Source organism: Pseudoalteromonas sp. QJM3NY_12 (assembly GCF_056173165.1).
This window is the reverse complement of record NZ_CM149661.1, coordinates 2335706-2357373: the sequence shown is the minus strand read 5'-3', so window position 1 is coordinate 2357373 and position 21668 is coordinate 2335706. Positions and strand designations below refer to the sequence as shown.

Annotated in this window: 18 protein-coding genes and 5 tRNA genes; 19 read left to right on the top strand and 4 right to left on the bottom strand. The window is 39.9% G+C overall.

All coding sequences use genetic code 11. The annotated features are described in order from the left end of the window. Positions 1-85 precede the first annotated feature (85 nt). From truA to purF, 6 genes are all read left to right on the top strand, one after another. Positions 86-880, top strand: coding sequence for a tRNA pseudouridine(38-40) synthase TruA (truA, locus tag AC0VZ5_RS11060; RefSeq protein ID WP_008111070.1), 795 nt, complete (start codon positions 86-88; stop codon positions 878-880). 163 nt (positions 881-1043) lie between these two features. After that, entirely contained in the window at positions 1044-1919 is an 876-nt protein-coding gene (gene accD, locus AC0VZ5_RS11055; protein ID WP_008111068.1) for an acetyl-CoA carboxylase, carboxyltransferase subunit beta, read from the top strand. Positions 1920-1944: 25 nt separating this feature from the next. Further along, the gene (folC, locus tag AC0VZ5_RS11050; protein WP_475472835.1) at positions 1945-3210 is read left to right on the top strand and encodes a bifunctional tetrahydrofolate synthase/dihydrofolate synthase; all 1266 of its coding nucleotides are present in this window, start codon (positions 1945-1947) and stop codon (positions 3208-3210) included. An 11-nt stretch (positions 3211-3221) separates the two neighbouring features. Further along, on the top strand, positions 3222-3848 hold the full coding sequence (locus AC0VZ5_RS11045; RefSeq protein ID WP_475472834.1) for an SPOR domain-containing protein: 627 nt from the start codon (positions 3222-3224) through the stop codon (positions 3846-3848). A 209-nt stretch (positions 3849-4057) separates the two neighbouring features. Continuing rightward, positions 4058-4552: a CvpA family protein gene (locus AC0VZ5_RS11040; protein ID WP_076919200.1), complete on the top strand. Its 495-nt coding sequence runs from the start codon at positions 4058-4060 to the stop codon at positions 4550-4552. Between the two features lie 18 nt (positions 4553-4570). After that, positions 4571-6097, top strand: coding sequence for an amidophosphoribosyltransferase (gene purF, locus AC0VZ5_RS11035; RefSeq protein WP_138605386.1), 1527 nt, complete (start codon positions 4571-4573; stop codon positions 6095-6097). A gap of 77 nt (positions 6098-6174) precedes the next feature. On the opposite strand, the gene AC0VZ5_RS11030 is transcribed toward purF, so the two are convergent. After that, positions 6175-6774, bottom strand: a complete 600-nt coding sequence (locus AC0VZ5_RS11030; protein ID WP_033103997.1) for a Yip1 family protein — start codon at positions 6772-6774, stop codon at positions 6175-6177. A gap of 198 nt (positions 6775-6972) precedes the next feature. Between AC0VZ5_RS11030 and miaE the strand changes: the two genes are divergently transcribed. The 3 genes from miaE (at position 6973) to AC0VZ5_RS11015 (ending at position 12109) form a co-directional block, all read left to right on the top strand. Further along, complete coding sequence (gene miaE, locus AC0VZ5_RS11025; RefSeq protein ID WP_475472831.1) at positions 6973-7752, top strand: tRNA isopentenyl-2-thiomethyl-A-37 hydroxylase MiaE; 780 nt, start codon at positions 6973-6975, stop codon at positions 7750-7752. 192 nt (positions 7753-7944) lie between these two features. Continuing rightward, a complete protein-coding gene (locus tag AC0VZ5_RS11020; RefSeq protein ID WP_475472829.1) occupies positions 7945-10179 on the top strand; it encodes an EAL domain-containing response regulator in 2235 nt (744 codons plus the stop codon). Continuing rightward, positions 10172-12109, top strand: coding sequence for a sensor histidine kinase (locus AC0VZ5_RS11015; RefSeq protein WP_475472827.1), 1938 nt, complete (start codon positions 10172-10174; stop codon positions 12107-12109). The genes AC0VZ5_RS11020 and AC0VZ5_RS11015 overlap by 8 nt, the downstream gene beginning before the upstream one ends. A 12-nt stretch (positions 12110-12121) precedes the next feature. Here the strand turns inward: AC0VZ5_RS11015 and AC0VZ5_RS11010 are convergent, their stop codons facing one another. Together AC0VZ5_RS11010 and AC0VZ5_RS11005 are read right to left on the bottom strand one after the other, a co-directional pair. After that, entirely contained in the window at positions 12122-12856 is a 735-nt protein-coding gene (locus AC0VZ5_RS11010; RefSeq protein ID WP_475472825.1) for a UDP-2,3-diacylglucosamine diphosphatase, read from the bottom strand. 68 nt (positions 12857-12924) lie between these two features. Next, positions 12925-13416: a peptidylprolyl isomerase gene (locus AC0VZ5_RS11005; RefSeq protein WP_475472823.1), complete on the bottom strand. Its 492-nt coding sequence runs from the start codon at positions 13414-13416 to the stop codon at positions 12925-12927. 154 nt (positions 13417-13570) lie between these two features. Here AC0VZ5_RS11005 and cysS point away from each other — a divergent pair, with 154 nt between their 5' ends. After that, positions 13571-14950, top strand: coding sequence for a cysteine--tRNA ligase (cysS, locus tag AC0VZ5_RS11000; RefSeq protein WP_138605396.1), 1380 nt, complete (start codon positions 13571-13573; stop codon positions 14948-14950). A 188-nt stretch (positions 14951-15138) separates the two neighbouring features. Next, positions 15139-16035, top strand: coding sequence for an EamA family transporter (locus AC0VZ5_RS10995; RefSeq protein ID WP_475472821.1), 897 nt, complete (start codon positions 15139-15141; stop codon positions 16033-16035). Between the two features lie 30 nt (positions 16036-16065). On the opposite strand, the gene folD is transcribed toward AC0VZ5_RS10995, so the two are convergent. Beyond that, positions 16066-16920, bottom strand: coding sequence for a bifunctional methylenetetrahydrofolate dehydrogenase/methenyltetrahydrofolate cyclohydrolase FolD (gene folD, locus AC0VZ5_RS10990; RefSeq protein ID WP_290170116.1), 855 nt, complete (start codon positions 16918-16920; stop codon positions 16066-16068). Positions 16921-17268: 348 nt separating this feature from the next. Here folD and AC0VZ5_RS10985 point away from each other — a divergent pair. The 8 genes from AC0VZ5_RS10985 to clpX all read left to right on the top strand — a co-directional run bounded on the left by AC0VZ5_RS10985 (position 17269) and on the right by clpX (position 21653). After that, positions 17269-17345: transfer RNA gene (locus AC0VZ5_RS10985), tRNA-Pro, on the top strand. Between the two features lie 55 nt (positions 17346-17400). Next, positions 17401-17477, top strand: a tRNA-Arg gene (locus tag AC0VZ5_RS10980). Between the two features lie 24 nt (positions 17478-17501). Next, positions 17502-17577 (top strand) — tRNA-His (locus AC0VZ5_RS10975). A gap of 18 nt (positions 17578-17595) precedes the next feature. Continuing rightward, positions 17596-17672, top strand: a tRNA-Pro gene (locus tag AC0VZ5_RS10970). Between the two features lie 56 nt (positions 17673-17728). Continuing rightward, positions 17729-17805, top strand: a tRNA-Pro gene (locus AC0VZ5_RS10965). Positions 17806-18156: 351 nt separating this feature from the next. Further along, positions 18157-19461: a trigger factor gene (tig, locus tag AC0VZ5_RS10960; RefSeq protein ID WP_138605062.1), complete on the top strand. Its 1305-nt coding sequence runs from the start codon at positions 18157-18159 to the stop codon at positions 19459-19461. A gap of 159 nt (positions 19462-19620) precedes the next feature. Then, on the top strand, positions 19621-20238 hold the full coding sequence (gene clpP / locus AC0VZ5_RS10955) for an ATP-dependent Clp endopeptidase proteolytic subunit ClpP (RefSeq protein ID WP_008111041.1): 618 nt from the start codon (positions 19621-19623) through the stop codon (positions 20236-20238). Positions 20239-20369: 131 nt separating this feature from the next. Beyond that, positions 20370-21653 carry an ATP-dependent protease ATP-binding subunit ClpX gene (clpX, locus tag AC0VZ5_RS10950; protein ID WP_475472818.1) on the top strand — a complete coding sequence of 428 codons (1284 nt, stop codon included), beginning with the start codon at positions 20370-20372 and terminating at the stop codon, positions 21651-21653. Positions 21654-21668: the final 15 nt, after the last annotated feature.

The window sequence follows — 21668 nt, the reverse complement described above, 5'->3', positions numbered from 1 at the left end:
TAGGAACCTTAGTTCGCTGCTTTTATTGGAACGCCATATAGCATAAAATGCAGCGTCGATTAGCACAGTAGGTAAAGCAGTAATTATGCGAGTAGCACTTGGAGTAGAATACAACGGCGCGCGTTACAGTGGTTGGCAGCGTCAATCTCATGTAAATAGCGTACAACAAGAAGTAGAAAAAGCGTTGTCGCGCATTTGTAATCATCCGGTTGAAATTGTATGTGCAGGGCGCACCGATGCCGGCGTGCATGGCACTGGTCAAGTTGTGCATTTTGATACCCATGCTGAGCGTGAAATGGTGGCCTTTACATTAGGCATGAATACCTTATTACCAAAAGACATTGCTATTCGTTTTGCCCAGCCTGTGGTTGAAGACTTTCATGCTCGCTTTAGTGCAACTGCTCGTCGTTATCGTTATGTGATTTATAATTATGCGTTTCGTGGTGCGGTATTAAATGAAGGTGTTACCCATTTTCATCATCCTTTAGATGAAGTGAAAATGCAGCAGGCTTGCCAATATTTATTAGGTGAGCACGATTTCACCTCGTTTAGAGCGCTTCACTGCCAAGCTAATACGGCAACGCGAACGATTCATCATTTATCGGTACAGCGCCAAGGTGCTTATGTCATTATTGATATTAAAGCCAATGCGTTTTTGCATCATATGGTACGTAATATTACCGGGTGTTTAATGGATATCGGTTTACATAAACATGAACCAATTTGGTTAAAAGAGTTGCTAGATGTTAAAGAGCGTGCCAAAGCGAGCGCCACAGCAAAAGCGGCGGGTTTATATTTAGTAGATGTTGATTACCCAGAACACTTTAATATTCCTAGAACGCCGTTGGGGCCATTGTTTTTAGCCGATACCGATATTTAAAAGGTAATCAGGTGGTTATTTTTATACGCTATTATTCGTAGGGCTAACTACTAAGACCAGTTTTTTATACCGTGATAGCGTAATTCATGTTTTAATTGGAAAAATTTGTTTGCATGGTTAACATGTAGACTCGCGACACAGAACAGCATTAAGAGAGTTGCAAATGAGTTGGCTAGAAAAAATCTTACCAAAAACGACTAAATCTTCAGGTCGTAAAGAAATTCCAGAAGGTGTATGGGCTAAATGTACGTCATGTGATTCAATTTTATATAAAGCAGAATTAGAAAAATCACTAAATGTATGCCCTAAGTGCGACCATCATATGCGTGTTAGTGGTCGTAAACGTCTTGAACAATTTTTAGATGACGGTGACCGTCATGAATTAGGCGCTCAACACGAACCCAAAGATGTGCTTAAATTTAGAGACTCTAAAAAATACTCAGATCGTATTAATGCAGCTCAAAAGTCAAGCGGTGAAAAAGACGCACTGGTTGCAATGAAAGGAAACCTAAAAGGTATTCCGGTTGCTGCAGTTGCATTTGAATTCTCATTTATGGGTGGCTCAATGGCATCGGTTGTAGGTGCTCGCTTTGTTGATGCGGTTGACCAATGTTTAGAGCATAATATGCCGCTGATTTGTTTTTCTGCATCGGGCGGCGCGCGTATGCAAGAGGCGCTAATGTCACTTATGCAAATGGCTAAAACCAGTGCCGCACTTGCTAAAATGACCGAAAAAGGCCTACCATTCATCTCGGTAATGACTGACCCAACAATGGGTGGTGTATCAGCATCATTGGCAATGCTTGGTGATATTAATGTTGCAGAGCCTAAAGCTTTAATTGGTTTTGCCGGTCCGCGTGTTATTGAACAAACCGTGCGTGAAACACTGCCAGAGGGTTTCCAACGCAGTGAGTTTTTATTAGAGCACGGCGCAATCGACATGATTATTGACCGTCGAGAAATGCGCGATACGCTAGCACGTATCCTAGCAAAATTTATGAACTTGCCTTCTACGGAACAAGAGCATAGAGTAGCGTAAATTTCAGCTTTACTGATTACATGCTATGACAAAAACAATTCCTAGCCAATCATCAAGCCTTGATGATTGGCTTTGTTATTTAGAGAGTGTTCACCCTGCTAATATAGAAATGGGTTTAGAGCGCGTTGCTCGTGTTGCTAACAACATAGAGCTTTTAACTTCCTCAAGTAAAATCATTCTTATTGCAGGCACCAATGGCAAAGGAACAACGGCACGTTGTTTAGAGTCATTATTATTAGCCCAGGGTTATTGTGTTGGCACCTATGCTTCACCTCATTTAGCTCGCTACAACGAACGTGTACGTGTTAATGGCGCAGAGCTTGACGATCAATACCATGTAGATGCGTTTAATTTACTAGAGCAAGGACGTGGTGACACACCATTAACCTATTTTGAATATGGCACCTTAGGCGCGTTGGCAATATTTAAACGCTTAGAAGTTGACTACGTGTTGTTAGAGGTCGGTTTGGGCGGGCGTTTTGACGCGACTAATATTGTTACCCCATTTGCCAGTGTGATCACCACCATCGATTTAGATCATAAAGAATATTTAGGTGATACCCGTGAGCTAGTGGCTTATGACAAGGCGGGAATTTTTAGAGAGAGTACTCCGGCAATTATTGGGGATTTAAATATTCCGTATACAATGACCGATTATGGCAAAGAAATTAACGCTAATATGGTGTTATCGGGTAGCGACTTTATTTTTAAAGAGTATGCGCAGAGTTTTAGTTGGCAATTTAAAGCACATAAACTCGAGTTACCTAAACCGGCCATCCCGTGTCAAAATGTGGCCACTGCGTTAACGACCTTGTCGGTGCTAGATTTATTACCAAGTGATGAAGTGATAACTCAGTGCATAGCTAACTTAGTGGTAGAAGGGCGCTTTCAACAATTAAGTGAGTCGCCATTAGTGTACACCGATGTGGCACATAACCCTGAATCGGCACGTTATTTAGCAACTAAGTTAGCAAGCTATAAAGATAAAGGCTTTAAAATTCATGCATTAGCCGCTATGCTTGCTGATAAAGATAAAGTCGGTGTGCTTAAAGAAGTGGCTGATGTAGTCGATGAATGGTCTTTAGCGAGCTTAGACGGCCCGCGTGGCGATAGTGCCGCCCATCTTCAACAGGCGCTTTCAAGTATACCCAATAGTCATTTTAAACAGGGTTATAGCAACGTAGAGGTAGCATTGGATGCTATTTTGCCAAGCCAGCCAAGTAATACACTATTGATTGTATTTGGCTCATTTTTTACCGTGGCTGGCGCTATTCATTACTTTAAAAAATAGAGAGGATGTCGGTGAACTCAGGTTTTATTAATCGCTTAGTCGGAACAAGTATTGTGGTGATCGCAGCAATTGTGTTTATTCCCAATATACTCGATGGTGAAAAAGTGCACTATAAAGAAGGCTTTAAAGCGATTCCAGAACGCTCTGAGTTCAAGACTATTGATTTACAAGAATCAATTGATCAACAAGTGGCAAATGCAGAACCATTAAAAGAGGATGAAATTGAAGATATTCAGCCTGATGATGCTGTATTTGAGCAACAAAACAGCTCTGCTGAAACTGACGTTACTGCACAGCCAGCAATGGTTGAAGCAGTTATAGCCGATACAAAACAAGGCACAGTCACTACCGGGCAAGATGATGCTATGCGTAATACTAATGAAAACCTAACAAGTATGGCGTATGTCATTCAGCTTGGTAGTTTTTCTCATGCGGCAAATGTAAAAGCGTTGCAGGCAAAGCTAAAAACGAAAGGTTTTAAAAGCTTTACTAGGCCAATTAAAACGCCAAATGGTACGTTAACTAAAGTATTTGTAGGGCCGTCATTAAGTAAAAATGAGCTGCAGTCCCAACTTCCCGCACTGAAAGAACTAACTAAACTAAACGGTAAAGTTACTCAATTTGAAGTGGCAAAATAACTTAGTCATTAATAGGTAAATGTGTTTATCAGCTGATATTACACATTTATCTATTCCCTGAACTATCCTCACTTCTAGCCTACATATTTCACGCTATTTTTTATCTAAAAACTGCATGTTTTTACTCATCTGCAATCTCACGCTTAAACTTGCATCACGAGGAGGTTTAGGTATAGAATGCGCCCAAAATTAGCGACTATTTGGTTCTTATGATCTGGGTTGATTACGCCATTCTTGGCATTATTGCACTCTCTACCATCATCGGTTTAATACGCGGCTTTGTTAAAGAAGCTATGTCATTAGCGGTATGGGCAGGGGCTTTCATCATCTCCAGCTTATTTTATCAATATTTAGCTTCCTTCCTAACATCCATTTCTGAACCCCTTTTAAGAAATGCGGCGGCCATTGCCATATTATTCTTTGCGACGCTATTGTTAGGCGGTTTACTAAACTATATTTTAGGTGAGCTTGTACAGCGAACCGGATTATCCGGCACAGACCGTGTTTTTGGTCTGGTGTTTGGTGCTCTTCGAGGCGTGTTGGTCGTGAGCGCGTTACTCTTCTTTCTTGATGCTTTTACTGGTGCGCCTAATACGCATTGGTGGGGCAACTCCATTTTGATTCCAGAATTTGGCTTTGTAGTTGAATGGTTCTTTTCGTACCTAGAAAACAACTCGAGCTTTTTAAATTCAGTAAACCGTTAATCGGCGAGGATAAATTACATGTGTGGTATCGTTGGAATAGTCGGAACATCGCCAGTTAATCAGGCGATTTATGATGGCTTAACCGTTTTGCAACACCGTGGCCAAGATGCTGCGGGTATCATAACTATTGAGAACAATACATTTAGCTTGCGCAAAGCAAATGGCCTAGTGAAAGATGTGTTTCACACTCGTCATATGAAACGTTTGCAAGGCAACATTGGCATTGGCCATGTGCGCTACCCAACGGCGGGTTCTTCAAGCTCGTCAGAGGCTCAGCCGTTTTACGTGAACTCTCCTTTTGGTATAGCACTTGCCCATAATGGTAATTTAACCAATGCAGAGTCGTTAAAAGAGCAGTTATTTTCAGAGGCACGTCGCCATGTTAATACCACCTCTGATTCTGAGATTTTACTTAACATCATGGCACATGAGCTAAGTAAGTCAGACAAACTAAAATTAGACCCTGAAGATATTTTTACCGCGGTTACTGAAGTTAACAATAAAGTGACGGGTGGTTATGCCACTATTGCCATGATTATCGGCCATGGTATTGTCGCGTTTCGCGATCCAAATGGTATTCGTCCTCTAGTATTTGGTAAACGTGAATCTGCTGCGGGTACTGAATATATGTTTGCCTCAGAAAGTGTGGCGTTAAAGCCAGATGGTTTTGAGTTTATTCGTGATGTTGCCCCAGGCGAAGCTATTTATGTGACGGAAAAAGGCGAGTTTCATTCTTTTGCCTGTGCAGATAAAGTGTCTTACTCACCGTGTATTTTTGAATTTGTTTACTTTGCGCGCCCGGATTCAACCATTGATCGTATGTCGGTTTATGCTGCACGTGTAAATATGGGGACTAAACTAGGCGAGAAAGTAGCACGTGAGTGGGCCGATAAAGACATTGATGTCGTTATTCCTATCCCAGAGACTTCGTGTGATATCGCTTTAGAAATGGCACGCGTGCTTGACTTACCTTACCGCCAAGGCTTTGTTAAAAACCGCTATATTGGCCGTACGTTTATTATGCCAGGCCAAGAGCTACGTAAAAAATCGGTACGTCAAAAACTTAATGCAATTGACCGTGAGTTTAAAGGTAAAAATGTCCTACTTGTTGATGATTCAATTGTACGTGGTACTACCTCAGCACAAATAGTTGAGATGGCACGCGAGTCTGGTGCTAAAAATGTTTACTTTGCGTCAGCGGCACCGGAAATACGCTTTCCAAATGTATACGGTATAGATATGCCATCGGCGGCTGAACTCATTGCACACGGCCGTGAAGTTGAAGATATTAACCAAAGCATTAGCTCTGATGGTTTAATTTTTCAATCATTAAGCGATTTAATTGCAGCAGTTAGCCAAGAAAACCCTGAAATCACTAAGTTTGAAACGTCAGTGTTTGATGGACAATACATTACTGGCGACGTTGATCAAGACTACCTAAATCGTATTGATAAGCTACGTAACGATTCTGCTAAAAGCACCCGCGAAAACGCGATGTCGTCTGGTTTAGAAATACATAACCAAGATGAAAACGAATCTGATTAACAGTGATAATACTGCCTGATAGCATATCGGCGTTACAAAAAAAGGAGCTTAATCGCTCCTTTTTTACTTTTCAATTTTTAGGTAAACATAGGGCTGATTATACCGTTGGTCCATAGCATGGCGGTAAGTGCTAAAATAATAACAAGTAGAATTAGTCCACAGGTTACAACAGAGCTTGCATAAATAAAGCCGCGCTCCTGCGGAATGTGCATTAAAATAGGGACGCCGGTATACAGTAAATAAACTGAGTAAGCGAGTGCCACTAATCCAACACACACCACAAACCATAACTCAGGCCAAAAAGCAGCCAATGCTGACATAAACACCGGTGTAGCGGTATACGCTGCCAGCTCGATAGTTTGGGTAAAGGTTGGTTTAGCACCGAAAGTAACCGCCATCCAATGCGCTAAATAGGCCAGTGCAAATACACCGCCAATTAAAGCAACATACATGGCTGCGCCAATCATCAGTGCGCTTTCATGGGTTAAAAAAACGGGGTTACCTGTGCCTATACTCCAGCCTAAGTAAACCGATGAGTAGTACCCCATTACGGAGGGGAATAAAGCGATAAGCAAAATGTGCGATAAGCTATAGGTTAAGCTTTCGTGACGGTTATCAATTGTTTGCCACTCTTCGAGTGGGTGGGCGTATAAGCCCCATAGGTGATTTAGTATCATTGCGTGCTCTCCATAATGGATAAGTTACTGTTTGGTTATAGTTGGTTTGTTTTTTATACAGTCCATTTAGTTATGGTTCAGTAACTAAGCAAAGTCAAGTTATCCACATGCTTGCAATAAGGGCGTGTGTTTATTTTATTCAGGGCATTATTTCGTGTTAAAATGCGTAATCGCAATTTTTAGCAATGAGTAGTCAGCGTGCCACATAGTCAGCTTTTAGAGCCAATTAACAACTTTTTATTATGCCGTACCCCTGATGAGTGGGTTGAACAGGCGACCAAAAAAGAAAATTTACCCATCATATTAATTGATCATTTAATTTGTGAGCTAAAAGCGGCGCAAAGTGCGATGTTTTTAATCCGTAAGTATGCGGTAGATAAAGACAGCAGTGATGCATTGCTTGAGTGGTTAAAACCGTTTGAAACGCTTATTTATAAACGTGAGGGGAACTGGCGTGATTTAGCGGCTAAAAATAAACTCACTAAATCTATTATTCCTAAATCTAACTCACCTTATGGACAAGGCTTAATTGATAAAATGGTTATGCTAATAAAAGAAGAACTACATCACTTTTATCAGGTGCTAGAAATTATGGATGAATACGGTGTTGAATATAAAAGTATAACACCATGTCGTTACGCTAAGGGTATGTTGCGCAATGTTAAAACCTTTGAGCCTAATGCCTTAGTTGATAAACTTATTGTAGGTGCGTACATAGAAGCGCGCTCATGTGAACGTTTTGCTGCGCTTGCCCCCCATGTAGATAAACGCTTAGGGGATTTTTATATTTCACTGCTTCGCTCAGAGGCTCGCCATTATCAAGACTACTTAACCCTTGCTCAAGAAATTGCTGATTTTGATATTACTGAGCGGGTAAAAGAATTTGCTGAAATAGAAGCGCAGCTAATTACATCGGACGATGAAGACTTCAAATTTCATAGCGGCGTACCTATTACTGCTTGCCAACAACCCGCATAATTTACACATGAAGCTGCTACCAGTTAAACAGCAAACTGTTGTAGCAGCTACTTTTAATTAAATTCTTTTTAAATTAGACACATCCAATACCCTCACCTAATATTAGAATAACTATTTAAATTATTTAACTTATTGCTTTGTAATTCATTTTAATAACAAGGTCATACCTTATTTATTATTGGGTGAGAAGATATGCAAGATAAAGAGGGATTATTTGTATTTGCAGCTGAAGAAGAACAAGCAGATACAGAGCTGAAAGCATGGAAAATATTAACCGTTGAGGATGACCTTGATTATCAAAACGCGTTAGTTAATAGCTTAAAAGAATTAAAAGCCAAGGATGGTTATAAATACGAGCTTTTAACAGCAAATTCTGTGCCTGAGGCTGCTTTGGCGTTGAGTATGCATCCTGATATTGCACTTATTTTTATAGATGTAGTAATGGAGGAGGATGACTCAGGCTTGCGTTTAGTAAATACTATTCGAGAGGTTATAGGTAACGCAGAAATGCGTATTGTGCTATTAACAGGTCAACCTGGTTTTGCTCCAGAGAGTGATATCATGAAAGTCCTTGATATCGATGAATACTGGAATAAATCAGATATTACAGCAGAAAAGTTGCAATCAATTGTTAATAGTAACATGCGTACATGGGAGTATATTTCACAAATTAGGTCAGCAAAGCAAGGTTTACAGCTGGTGCTAGATGCGTCTAGAAGTATTAACGGTAAGCATGATATGGCCTCTTTTTCTCATGCAGTGCTTAAAGAAATTAGCAATATTTTAAAAATAACCGAAGGCGGCGGTATTTTTTGTTCGAGTAATTCAAACTCTAGCTCTGAATGCTTAATACTCTCTACCCATGGTTGCTTTAGTGGTACTAAAGGGCAACCTGTTGTACCTAACCTGCCTGCAGAAATGCTGCAAGATTTTAAACAAGCGACCATACAGCGCAGTCATATTTTTTCAAGGCACCACAGCGTATTTTTTTTCGAGACTCCCTTAACGCAAGAACAAGATATTTCTTATATAACGATCGTAAAATCAGACAACCCAATTAATGAGCAAAATGAGTATTTACTCAAAGTATTTAGCGAAAATGTGAGCACGGGATTTGCGAATATTTCGTTATTAAATCGTTTAACAGAGCTTGCTTATACCGATGTATCACTAAATTTACCAAATAGGAACTGGTTAACCCGTGAAATAAAGAACATGAATGCCCATGAGCGATTAAAAACACGATTAGTCATTTTTGACATTTATCAGTTTGATGAAAAAGCATTTACTTTCGGAAATGACTTTTGTAATAAATTAATGAAGTTAGTTCATCAAAATATAGTTGATACTTTTGCTAAATATGAACCACGCATAGCACTAATTAGTAACAAAACCTTTGGCATGCTAATTAGCGTTGACTTTGATATCTCTGATGCAATTAGTTACTTTCAAAATAAGCAAAAGTTCGAAATTGAACAGGTGAAGCAATATATTGATGTGCGTATACTGGAGTTGAAGTTAAGCGCTGCTTTAAACTTAACACCTGAAAAAGTGATTAGCTTAGCAGAGTCTAGCCTCAACTATACGTTGGCAAACCATGCAAAGTATATTCAGCATACAGAGGAAAAAACAGATCAGATAACTCGTCGATATGAGCTGATGGCTGAGCTCAGAACGGCTATAGGTAATAAAAGCTTAGAGGTGGTGTTACAACCCAAAATCAGCTTATCAACCTTGAAACCAGCAGGTTTTGAAGCGCTGGCTAGGTGGCAAAGAGCCGATGGCAGCTTTGTACGCCCCGACGAGTTTATAGAATTAGCTGAAACAGCCGGATTAATTAATGAACTAGACCATGTGATTTTTGAGAAAATACTAGAGGCTATAAATCAACTTAAAGAGCAAGGCTGTAACTTACCCGTTGCATTTAATGCGTCCTCTTATGATTTAGTTGAGCCAAGCTACTTTGAACAGATAAAAAATAAAATTGAAGAATACAGTATTTTGCCTTCTATGCTTGAGCTTGAGGTGACCGAAACACAAGCTATTAGTAATTACAGCTTAATTAAAGAGGCGCTTGAGCGGTTTATTTCTTTGGGCATGAAAGTCAGCATTGATGACTTTGGTACAGGGTATTCGTCTTTGGCTCACATTAATGAAATACCGTCTACGTCGATAAAAATAGATCGCTATTTTGTTAGTGATCTTGAGTTTAATGACAATAATCAGTACATGATTAAGATGATATTGTCTTTGGCAAAGCAATTTAACTTTTCGGTGATTGCTGAAGGTGTTGAGAATGAGTTTGAAGCCAAGTGGTTGCAGCAACAAGGCTGCGAAACAGCTCAAGGGTATTATTTTTCTAAACCTCTATCTCTAAAAGACCTGTTCGGATGGTTAAAGCTGCATGAAGTGACTGATAATGAATAGCATTAATAGTTTGCCTGTTGGTTCAAAAAAAAGTGTGCTAGTTAAATTGCTATTCAGTTTATTCATTACCTTTTTTATTGGTTGGCTTATATACGAACAAATATATCAAGAAAAAATAAACACCATTAAAGCTCAGCAAGATGAAAAGTTAGTACTCATTAGTAGTGATTTCTCCAAAGAGCTCAGCAGTATTAAAAAGCTAACTCGTATTTTGGCTCAAGGCCCAGTTTTAAAAAGCGATGCACAAAACAAGCCTTTGCAACAAATGCGTAGCAGAGATCAAATAAATAATTATTTTTTAAATTTTGCGGCTATAGCTACTAACATAGCACAAATTCGATGGCTAGATAAGCAAGGGCAAGAGCAATACCGCATTAACGCAGTGAATGGTGTTGGTGAAATTGTATCGCCTGATGGTTTGCAAAATAAGCAAAACCGTTACTACTTTCAAAAAGGGATGCAGATCAGTGCGCCTGACATTTTTGCTACAGAAATAGATTTAAACATTGAACACAACAAAATCATAAAACCTCATCAACCATCAATCCGCGTAACCTACCGTACCAATCAAGAAAATTACCTATTAGATGGCCTATTGGTGGTTAACTTTAACTTAGATTATCTATTTAATCAGATCAAAAGCTATAGCCAAAAAAGTACTCATATCAGTATTTTGAATCATAATGGTTTTTGGTTATTAAATAGGGATGAAGATTTAGAGTGGGGGTTTATGTATGGTAAAAATGAGCAAACGCTTGCCATTGAAGAGCCTCGGCTTTGGCAGCAAATGATTGGTGGCAAAGTCGAGTATGGTTCGCATTTTTTTAATAATAGCCTCTATACTTACCGACGTTTTTCTATTTTTTCACTGCGTGAGAACAAAGGCAGAGTTAGTGACACCGATAAAGAGTTAATCATTCTAATAAGTAGTCCTGATGAATTACTAATAACTGGACAGATGAAAGCCTTACAGTTTGCGTTTTTGTGTAGTGGATTACTGTGTTTAATTAGTTTTGGCTTTATTTATCGTGAGTATAAGTTTCAAAATAAGCTGTTAACCCTCTCGCATAAATTACATATAGAAAAGATAGAACTAGATATAGTGAACCGAGAGCTTGATGCCACAATAAAGCAGCAACAACAGCTACAAGAAGGACTAATTGAAGCGCAAAAACTATCCTCATTAGGATTGCTCGTAGCAGGAGTTGCTCATGAAATGAATACACCCATTGGTGGAGCCGTTATTTCGGTTTCTAATGCAGATATGGCATTAGCTAAATTAAATGCGGCGATGAGGGAGGGGCTGACTAAATCAACGTTAGAGGAAACAACAACCAGTATTGGTGAGAACCTAGCACTAGCTAAAATTAACTTAAATAAAACCGCAGTATTAGTGAAAAGTTTTAAAAAAATGGCCATTGATCGCCATAACGATGAATTTATTGCATGTGATATTGAAAAAATCATTCAAGAGTTATTATTGTCATTAAATTCCAGATTAAAAAATTCACCAATAAAAGTGAAAACTATTTTCTTGCTCAATAAACAGGTGATTAGTTTGCCGGGGATTATTTCTCAGGTGGTCGAAAACCTTGTAATTAATGCGCTAAATCACGCTTTTGATGAAAAGCACGAGGGAGTGATAGAAATAAAAGTAGAGCAAGCGACAAATAATAGCGTAAGGCTTAGCGTGTCAGATAATGGTAAAGGAATTAATAATGAGACTAAAGCAGATATATTTGAGCCTTTTTATACAACCGCACGAGGTAAAGGTAATACGGGCTTAGGTTTATATATGGTGCACCAATGGGTAACACAAGTTTTGAAAGGAGACATCAAACTTCATTCAGAACCACAAAGCGATGCCTATTTTAAAACACAATTTCTTATTACCTTGCCTGAGTTAACCGCAAAGTCTCATTACGATTAATTACTAGGGACGTTATAAAGGCGTTGAAATTAATTGTTGTGACTCGGGAGTAATCACTAAATACGAACCTTGAGTATACCAATCGCCCAATACTGTGCGAGTAAGCGTTTGGTTATTAACTTCATAGGTATGTACATTAGGGCGGTGAGTATGGCCGTGGATCATATTAGCCACATTGTGTTTGGCGAAGGTTTCGAGTACCGCGCTTTGCACCACATCCAGTATTTCTATAGGTTTGTCTGCTTGGCTAAGTTTACTTTTTTCACGCGCATCTCGGGCTATTTTTTTTCGATACCATAAGGGCATAGCAAGCATTAATTTGGGCCACCACCAACCACGACTTTTTTTACGAAACTTTTGATACTCAATATCCTGAGTACACATTTCATCACCATGTAAAATTACCGTGGGTGTGCCGTACAAGTCGATCACTGTTTGCTCATCGAGTAGAGTCATTCCTGCCATATTGGCGTATCTTTCACGCATAATAAAATCGCGATTACCGTGTACAAAATAAATAGGTATACCCGAGTTACTAACTGCCTTTAATTGTTTGGCCACTGTTGCTGATAGTTCGCTTACATAATCGTCACCAACCCAGACTTCAAAAAAATCACCTAAAATATATAGGGCGTCTACTTTTTGAGGAACAATATGGGAGTGTAAAAATTTAAAAAATGCCGCTGTAATATCAGGGCGATTTTCACTCAAATGTAAATCTGCAATAAAGTAGGTTTGGCGAGTCATGGTGATTCCAGTTAAATAAAAGCGGGTGAATACCCGCTTTATGTATTCTTTGAAGAATAAAGGGGGTTTTAGCTTACAGTTACACTTTCAATTACCACATCTTCAAGTGGTACATCTTGGTGAAAACCATTGCTACCTGTAGCAACACCTTTGATTTTATTTACTATGTCCATGCCTTCTAATACTTCAGCAAACACACAGTAACCCCAGCCTTGCGACGTTTCGCTGCTGTGATTTAAAAAGTCGTTGTTATTCACGTTAATGAAAAATTGCGCTGTAGCTGAGTGTGGATCAGGCGTACGCGCCATTGCTAAAGTACCTACTTTGTTAGATAGGCCGTTGTTAGCTTCATTTTCAATTGGGTCGTTTACTTCTTTTTGTTCCATACCCGATGCAAAACCACCGCCTTGAACCATAAAACCATCAATTACACGGTGAAAAATAGTGCCGTTATAAAAACCTGAGTTTGCATACTCTAAAAAGTTTTTTACTGTATTTGGAGCTTCGCTTTCGTGCATTTTAATGGTGATATCACCAAAGTTTGTGTGTAGAACAACCATGAGGTTTCCTATAGCTGGTTTAAATATTGGTGCTATTTTATCGTAGTTGACTCAGATTAACAAAGTAGATGTTATGTTTGTTATAAACCGCTAGAGCCCATGCTTAGCAAGTGGTAACATAGCTTTTCTGTTAATCGTGAAGGAAAGCAACTAAATGGTACAAATATACAACACACTGACACGTCAAAAAGAACAATTTAAACCTATGGTCGATGGAAAAATCGACATGTATGTGTGTGGTATCACCATTTATGATTACTGTCACATTGGCCATGCACGCACATTTGTGGGTTTTGATGTGATTGTTCGCTATCTTCGTCATTTAGGTTACGACTTAAAGTACGTACGTAATATTACCGATGTTGATGATAAAATTATTAAGCGCGCAAATGAAAACGGTGAGGCGATTAACGACTTAACCGTGCGTATGACTAAAGCCATGCATGAAGACTTTGACAGCTTAAATATGCTACGTCCTGATGTAGAGCCAACGGTCACAGGTCACATGGATGAAATTATTGCTATGGTTGAGCGTTTGATTGCCAAAGGCCATGCTTATGTTGCAGCCGATGGCGACGTTTTATTTGATGTATCAACCTTTGAGCAATACGGGGCACTTTCGCAGCAAGATTTAACTATGCTGCAATCGGGGTCACGTGTGGAAGTAGCACAAGATAAAGACGATCCTCTTGATTTTGTTTTATGGAAAAAAGCTAAAGCAGGGGAGCCATCGTGGTCATCACCTTGGGGTGAGGGTCGCCCTGGTTGGCACATAGAATGTTCAGCGATGAGTTCAAAGCACCTAGGTGAGCACTTTGATATTCATGGTGGTGGTTCAGACCTACAGTTTCCGCACCACGAAAACGAAATCGCGCAATCATGCTGTGCTAACAACGGCCAATACGTTAATACTTGGATCCATACCGGTATGGTTCAAGTGAACAAAGAAAAGATGTCTAAATCATTAGATAACTTTTTTACCGTTCGTGAAGTATTAAAGCAATACGATGCTGAGTCGGTTCGTTACTTTTTAATTTCTGGCCATTACCGCAGTCAACTTAATTACTCGCAAGAAAACTTAGACCAAGCACGTTCATCACTTGAGCGTATTTACACGGCATTACGTGGTGTTGAGCCAGTTGAATGTGAGCTTGAGGGTAATGAGTATGTAGCTAAGTTTAGAAAAGCTATGAATGATGACTTTAATTCGCCAGAAGCATTACCGGTTGTGTTTGAAGTTGCTAAAGAGCTAAACCGAGTAAAAGAAAGTGATAGCGAAAAAGCAGGACATTTAGCCTTTATTCTACGCATCTTAGGTGAAATACTTGGTATTGCTCAACAAGCACCTGAGGCATTTTTACAAGGCGGTCAAAACGATGATGAAGTGGCTGAAATTGAGGCATTGATTGTAAAACGTAATGACGCACGTGCCAGTAAAAATTGGGCTGCAGCTGATGAAGCTCGCGATGCTTTAAATGCACTGGGTGTAATACTTGAAGATTCAGCGGGAAAAACAACGTGGCGTAAAGCATAGGGACTTTTAACCTTTGCGTATTTAGCCATAACGCGCTGATCACAAAAAAAGGGTTGCCATTGGGTAACCCTTTTTTGGTTATATCAATTGCATTAAATTGATTATGTTTTTAATAAAATTGATACTGTTGACCTCAATCATAGTTGAGGTTTTAAACTCGCATTCATCAATTTAAAAATGGAAAATTAATGAATATTTTACTTGCCATGATCCCTGCTTTTTTATGGGGCACGACTTATGCAGTGACTAAGTACGCAACCCCAGAGTGGCCACCAATCTTATTAGGTGCCATACGCGCACTTCCTGCCGGTTTATTGTTGTTGCTGTTTAAACCTTCTTGGCCAACGGCTAAACAATGGCCAGGCATTTTTCTGATCGGCGCAATTAATATTGCGTTATTTTTTAGCTTTATTTTTGTAATGGCAATTAACCTACCAGCAGCTATTGCAGGCGTGGGTATGGTGTCTGTACCGGTTGTTGCATTATTATATGCATGGCTTGTTAAACGACAACAGCCAGCGCTAGTGCAAGGTATTTGTGCGCTTGCTTTAGTGGTTTTAGCATGGCGCTTATTTGATCCACAACATGTAGCACTTAATGTTTTGGGGGTTTTAGCGCTGATAGGGGCGTTATTAACTATTGTGATAGGCAGTACGCTGGTACAAAAAGTAACGGCTAAAGTTCACTGGTGGACGGTACTCACGTGGCAGCTAATCATTGGTGGCAGTTTGCTAGCAATTGCCGCTATGGTTCAAGCTTTCTATTTTGCTCCACAGCAGTATCAATTTTTAACTGCATCAATAAATACCACGCAATGGCTGGCGTTATTTTGGCTGGTGGTCCCTAATACTGCTTTGGCTTACATCCTATATGTTTGGTTATTAGGACGAATGTCAGTTGTTGAATTTACTTTTGGCACTATAGCCAACCCAATTGCCGGTATTTTATGTGCAGGAATATTAATTAACGAGCAGTATGCAAATTGGCAGTACGCGATTATGTTATTAATGATTATGTTTTCGGTTTTGCCACAAGGCTTGGACTTAATAAAACGAAGAATGATGATACAAAAAGCCCGCAATTAAGCGGGCTTTGGATTACTTTATTTTTATTTATTAGCTGTGATATTTCTCACACGCTTCTAACGTATTTTCAATTAAGCTAGCAACTGTCATCGGGCCTACGCCGCCAGGTACAGGGGTAATAAAGTCAGCTTTTTGTTCTGCAGTAGCGTATTCAACGTCACCCACTAACTTACCGTTGTCTAAACGGTTAATACCCACATCAATAACAATCGCGCCTTCTTTTATCCAGTCACCCGGAATAAACTCTGGTTTGCCTACAGCAACAACCAATAAGTCAGCACGGCGAACATGGGTTTCTAAATCTTGTGTGAACTTATGACAAACAGTAGTCGTACAGCCAGCTAACAACAGTTCAAGTGACATAGGGCGACCCACAATGTTAGAGGCACCCACCACCACTGCGTGCATGCCTTTGTAACGCACGCCAGTTGAATCTAATAAGGTGATAATACCCTTTGGTGTACATGGGCGAAGGGCTGGCATACGCTGCGCTAAACGACCAATGTTATAAGGGTGAAAGCCATCAACATCTTTATGCGGGGTAATACGCTCAAGAATTTTTTCTGCGTCTAAGCCTGCAGGTAAAGGAAGTTGCACTAAAATACCGTCAACTTCGCCATCAACATTCAATTCATCAATTAATGCTAATAGCGCTTGCTCTGTTGTGTCTGCGGGCAAATCAAATGATTTAGAAATAAAACCAACTTCTTCACAGGCTTTACGTTTTGAACCAACGTAAACTTGGCTGGCTGGGTCTTGTCCAACAAGCACCACAGCTAATCCTGGGGCTCTAAGGTTTTGTGCAACACGTTCTGAAACTCGTTCAGCCACTGCGCTACGTACTTGTTTTGCTACTGCTTTACCATCAATGATGTTTGCCGTCATGGGTGACCTTTAATTAGGTTAATTAACTTGATACCGATACATTTAAAAAACGAATGCATATATAGGGGTTAAAATGCCGATAAAGAAAAAGACCTTCACCTTACTCATTTTTTAATATGGTGGCTATTTTCGCAGAAAAGCGGTTGAGCGCCAAGTTGCTTTTAAATTATAAGCCCCCGAATTATAAAAAAGAGTTTAAATTTTATCCCTGTATCGTAATATTTGACCATTATGAACTAAAAATGAGCAATTGATTTGTTTTCTTAAAAAAACGTTTGACCTAACCCGGTCAAATCACTATTATGCACCCCGTTGTCAACGAGGTCACTCGCAGACAATAGTAAGTATCGGCGATTAGCGCAGTTTGGTAGCGCACTTGGTTTGGGTCCAAGGGGTCGCAGGTTCAAATCCTGCATCGCCGACCATTTTTATGTTTACTCATAACAATTTAACTTACTAGTGAACTATGAAGTTTTCGATGCGCCCATAGCTCAGCTGGATAGAGCAACGCCCTTCTAAGGCGTCGGTCGAAGGTTCGAATCCTTCTGGGTGCGCCATTTTGAAAACACTGTAATGCCGTGGTGATTGTAGCTCAGTTGGTAGAGCCCCGGATTGTGATTCCGGTTGTCGTGGGTTCGAGCCCCATCAGTCACCCCAATTTACAAAAAAGAATATCGGCGATTAGCGCAGTTTGGTAGCGCACTTGGTTTGGGTCCAAGGGGTCGCAGGTTCAAATCCTGCATCGCCGACCACTTCCTTATAGGTGGTCTTAAATCCTAAGTTTAAGTATTCGAGAAAATATCTATATCGGCGATTAGCGCAGTTTGGTAGCGCACTTGGTTTGGGTCCAAGGGGTCGCAGGTTCAAATCCTGCATCGCCGACCATTTCCCCTTAAATTCCATATTCTAAATCTCTATTTTATTTAAAATAACTCTATTTTTTGCTCCTATTCATTCTATACAGTTTAATTAGCCTGTTTTTTATTCGCTTAGGCGTTATCTGCCTTTAACTACCCCAAATAATTGCCCCCCACACTCGACTATCATGAATATTAGGTTATAATGCCGCGTCTATTTGTTTAAAAATATAGTGCCCTAGGGCAGAGCAGCAATGGTATCTCCTGGTAGCGACGGATTTTTTTAAGCTCTAAGGCTTGAATTTTATCAAGACGCCTATAGATTACTTTGTTTGTAATGAAGGCGAAAAGTCGCCAAAATTGAATATTGAGGTAAATCATGCAAGTTTCTGTTGAGACGACTCAAGGCCTTGAGCGCCGTCTGACCATCACCGTTCCTGCAGAGAACGTTGAGACCGAAGTAAAAAAACGCTTACAACAACTGTCAAAAACGCAGCGTATCGACGGTTTCCGTGCTGGTAAAGTACCAGTATCAGTAATCAACAAGCGTTTCGGACCAGCTGTTCGTCAAGAAGTTGCTGGCGAAGTAATGCAACGTAATTACATTGAAGCAATTGTTGCTGAAAAAATTAACCCTGCTGGCGCACCTACATTTGCACCAAAAGCACTTGAAGCAGGTAAAGATTTAGAATTCTCAGCAACATTTGAAGTTTACCCTGAAGTTGAAGTTCAAGGTTTAGAGAAAATTGCTGTTGAAAAACCAGCGGTAGAAGTAACTGACGAAGATTTAGCAAACATGCTAGAGACACTTCGTAAGCAACACGCTTCTTGGGCTGACGTTGATGCAGCTGCTGGCGCAAACGACCGTGTAACGGTTGATTTCGTTGGTACTATCGATGGTGAAGAATTCGAAGGCGGTAAAGCTGAAGATTTCCCATTAGAACTTGGCCAAGGTCGTATGATCCCAGGTTTTGAAGACAACATCGTAGGCAAAAAAGCAGGCGAAGAAGTTGTTGCTGACGTAAACTTCCCTGAAGATTACCACGCTGAAAACTTAAAAGGTAAAGCGGCTCAATTCACTATCACAGTGAAAAAAGTTGAAGCGCAAGAATTACCTGAATTAAGCGATGAGTTTGCAACTAAATTCGGTGTTGCCGAAGGCGGCGTAGACGCGCTTAAAGAAGAAGTTAAAAAGAACATGACACGTGAGCTAGACCAAGCGGTTAAAGCTAACGTAAAAGATCAAGCAATCAAAGGTCTTTTAGAGCAAAACGAAGTTGAAGTGCCTAAAGCATTAATAGACCAAGAAGTTGACGCTTTACGTGAGCAAGCTGCTCAACGTTTTGGTGGTAACGGTCAAAATATGCCTGAGCTTCCAGCTGAATTGTTCCATGAGCAAGCAGTTACACGAGTTAAAACTGGCCTATTATTAGGCGAAGTGATCAAAGCGAACGACATCAAAGTTGATGACGCTAAAGTTGAAGCACTTATCGCTACTGTAGCATCTGCATACGAAGATCCAACTGAAGTAGTAGAATACTACAAAGCAAATGATCAACTAATGCAACAAATGCGTAATGTAGCAATGGAAGAGCAAGCTGTTGAAGCTATTTTAGCTAAAGCAACTGTGACTGATGTTGAAAAAGCATTTGATGACATCATGAATCCACAGCAAGGTGCATAATAAGTCATTGACTTAAGCGCTCGCTAACGATTAAATGGCTCGTGTTACTCTGTTTATGCAGTGTGCCCGGGCCATTTTAGTTTGTGGTTCTTAATTAGCTAAAAATGATCATTATGCTTTTCTTAGAATAAGTATAAGCGCATAAGGAATTAAATAAGTATGAACACTGGTATGACAGATCCCCTAAACGCATTAGTACCAATGGTTGTTGAGCAAACAGCTAAAGGCGAGCGCTCGTTTGATATTTATTCGAGACTATTAAAAGAGCGTATTATCTTTTTAACGGGCCAAGTTGAAGACAACATGGCAAATCTGATTTTAGCGCAAATGCTTTTCTTAGAATCAGAGAACCCAGATAAAGATATCTTCTTATATATCAATTCACCGGGTGGCTCGGTCACTGCGGGAATGGCTATTTACGATACAATGAATTTCATTAAACCTGATGTAAGTACTATTTGTGTGGGCCAAGCGGCTAGCATGGGTGCGTTTTTACTATCTGGTGGTGCTAAGGGTAAACGTTTTTGTTTACCTAATTCACGTGTAATGATTCACCAACCATTAGGTGGATTCCAAGGTCAAGCATCTGATTTTGAAATACACGCGAAAGAAATCTTGTCTATTAAAGACAAATTAAATCGCTTAATGGCTGAGCATACTGGCCAACCGCTTGATGTTGTTTCACGTGATACAGACCGTGATAACTTTATGAGTGCAAGCCAAGCTGTAGATTACGGTATTGTTGACTCAGTATTTACTAATCGCGGTAGCAAGTAAGTATGCCTGCAAGCAGTAATGCTTGCTAATGAGAGTTACTATGCGAAAAAGCCTAAATTTTGGTATAGTTAAAGCGTATTAAAATAGCCACCAAGACTTTGGTGGCCAACGTAATAAAATGAGGTAGCTGAATGTCTGACACTCCTACAGACGGCGACAAAAGTAATAAATTGTTATACTGCTCTTTTTGTGGCAAAAGCCAGCATGAAGTTCGAAAATTAATTGCAGGACCTTCAGTATACGTTTGTGATGAATGTGTAGAGCTGTGTAATGATATTATCAGGGAAGAAATTAAAGACATCGCGCCTAAGCATGATGCCGCTGACAAATTACCTGTGCCAAAAGAAATTCGTAACCACTTAGACGACTACGTAATTGGCCAAGAGCATGCGAAAAAAGTGTTGTCTGTAGCGGTTTACAATCACTACAAGCGTTTACGCAACCAATCAACTAAACAAGACGTTGAATTAGGTAAAAGTAATATTTTATTAATTGGCCCAACGGGGAGTGGTAAAACACTACTAGCTGAAACGTTAGCACGTTTGCTAGATGTGCCGTTTACAATGGCCGATGCCACCACGTTAACCGAAGCCGGTTATGTGGGTGAAGATGTTGAAAACATCATTCAAAAGCTTTTACAAAAATGTGACTACGACGTAGAAAAAGCACAACGTGGTATTGTTTACATCGATGAAATTGACAAAATTTCACGTAAATCTGACAACCCATCAATCACACGCGATGTATCAGGTGAAGGTGTACAACAAGCCTTACTGAAACTGATTGAAGGTACCGTTGCTTCTGTTCCGCCACAAGGTGGACGTAAACATCCACAGCAGGAGTTCCTGCAAGTAGACACCTCTAAAATTCTGTTTATTTGTGGTGGTGCATTTGCTGGTCTTGACAAAGTTATTGAACAGCGTAGCCACAAAAATACCGGTATTGGCTTTGGCGTTAACGTTAAAGAGTCGGCAGCGAGCCGTTCTTTAAGCGAAACATTTAAAGATGTTGAGCCTGAAGATTTAGTAAAATATGGTTTAATACCAGAATTTATTGGCCGTTTACCTGTTGTTGCTACATTGACTGAACTTGATGAAGCTGCATTGGTACAAATTTTAAGTGAGCCTAAAAATGCCATTACTAAGCAGTTTTCAGTATTGTTTGGTATGGAAGACGTTGAGCTTGAGTTTCGTGATGATGCACTACGTGCTATTGCTCATAAAGCAATGGAGCGTAAAACAGGTGCACGTGGCCTGCGTTCAATCGTAGAAGGTGTATTGCTTGATACTATGTATGAGCTGCCTTCAATTGATAACGTAAGTAAAGTGGTTGTTGATGAAACCGTTATTAAAGGTGAGTCTGCCCCAATCTTGATTTATGACAGCAGTAATCAAGAACAAGCCGCAGTAGATTAAATTCTGAGCAAGTTG

Excerpts from the sequence above, each read along its gene's own strand:
- truA (WP_008111070.1), top strand. The coding sequence starts at position 86 with ATGCGAGTAGCACTTGGAGTAGAATACAACGGCGCGCGTTACAGTGGT.
- accD (WP_008111068.1), top strand. The coding sequence starts at position 1,044 with ATGAGTTGGCTAGAAAAAATCTTACCAAAAACGACTAAATCTTCAGGT.
- folC (WP_475472835.1), top strand. The coding sequence starts at position 1,945 with ATGACAAAAACAATTCCTAGCCAATCATCAAGCCTTGATGATTGGCTT.
- AC0VZ5_RS11040 (WP_076919200.1), top strand. The coding sequence starts at position 4,058 with ATGATCTGGGTTGATTACGCCATTCTTGGCATTATTGCACTCTCTACC.
- purF (WP_138605386.1), top strand. The coding sequence starts at position 4,571 with ATGTGTGGTATCGTTGGAATAGTCGGAACATCGCCAGTTAATCAGGCG.
- AC0VZ5_RS11030 (WP_033103997.1), bottom strand. The coding sequence starts at position 6,774 with ATGATACTAAATCACCTATGGGGCTTATACGCCCACCCACTCGAAGAG.
- AC0VZ5_RS11020 (WP_475472829.1), top strand. The coding sequence starts at position 7,945 with ATGCAAGATAAAGAGGGATTATTTGTATTTGCAGCTGAAGAAGAACAA.
- AC0VZ5_RS11015 (WP_475472827.1), top strand. The coding sequence starts at position 10,172 with ATGAATAGCATTAATAGTTTGCCTGTTGGTTCAAAAAAAAGTGTGCTA.
- AC0VZ5_RS11010 (WP_475472825.1), bottom strand. The coding sequence starts at position 12,856 with ATGACTCGCCAAACCTACTTTATTGCAGATTTACATTTGAGTGAAAAT.
- AC0VZ5_RS11005 (WP_475472823.1), bottom strand. The coding sequence starts at position 13,416 with ATGGTTGTTCTACACACAAACTTTGGTGATATCACCATTAAAATGCAC.
- cysS (WP_138605396.1), top strand. The coding sequence starts at position 13,571 with ATGGTACAAATATACAACACACTGACACGTCAAAAAGAACAATTTAAA.
- AC0VZ5_RS10995 (WP_475472821.1), top strand. The coding sequence starts at position 15,139 with ATGAATATTTTACTTGCCATGATCCCTGCTTTTTTATGGGGCACGACT.
- folD (WP_290170116.1), bottom strand. The coding sequence starts at position 16,920 with ATGACGGCAAACATCATTGATGGTAAAGCAGTAGCAAAACAAGTACGT.
- tig (WP_138605062.1), top strand. The coding sequence starts at position 18,157 with ATGCAAGTTTCTGTTGAGACGACTCAAGGCCTTGAGCGCCGTCTGACC.
- clpP (WP_008111041.1), top strand. The coding sequence starts at position 19,621 with ATGAACACTGGTATGACAGATCCCCTAAACGCATTAGTACCAATGGTT.
- clpX (WP_475472818.1), top strand. The coding sequence starts at position 20,370 with ATGTCTGACACTCCTACAGACGGCGACAAAAGTAATAAATTGTTATAC.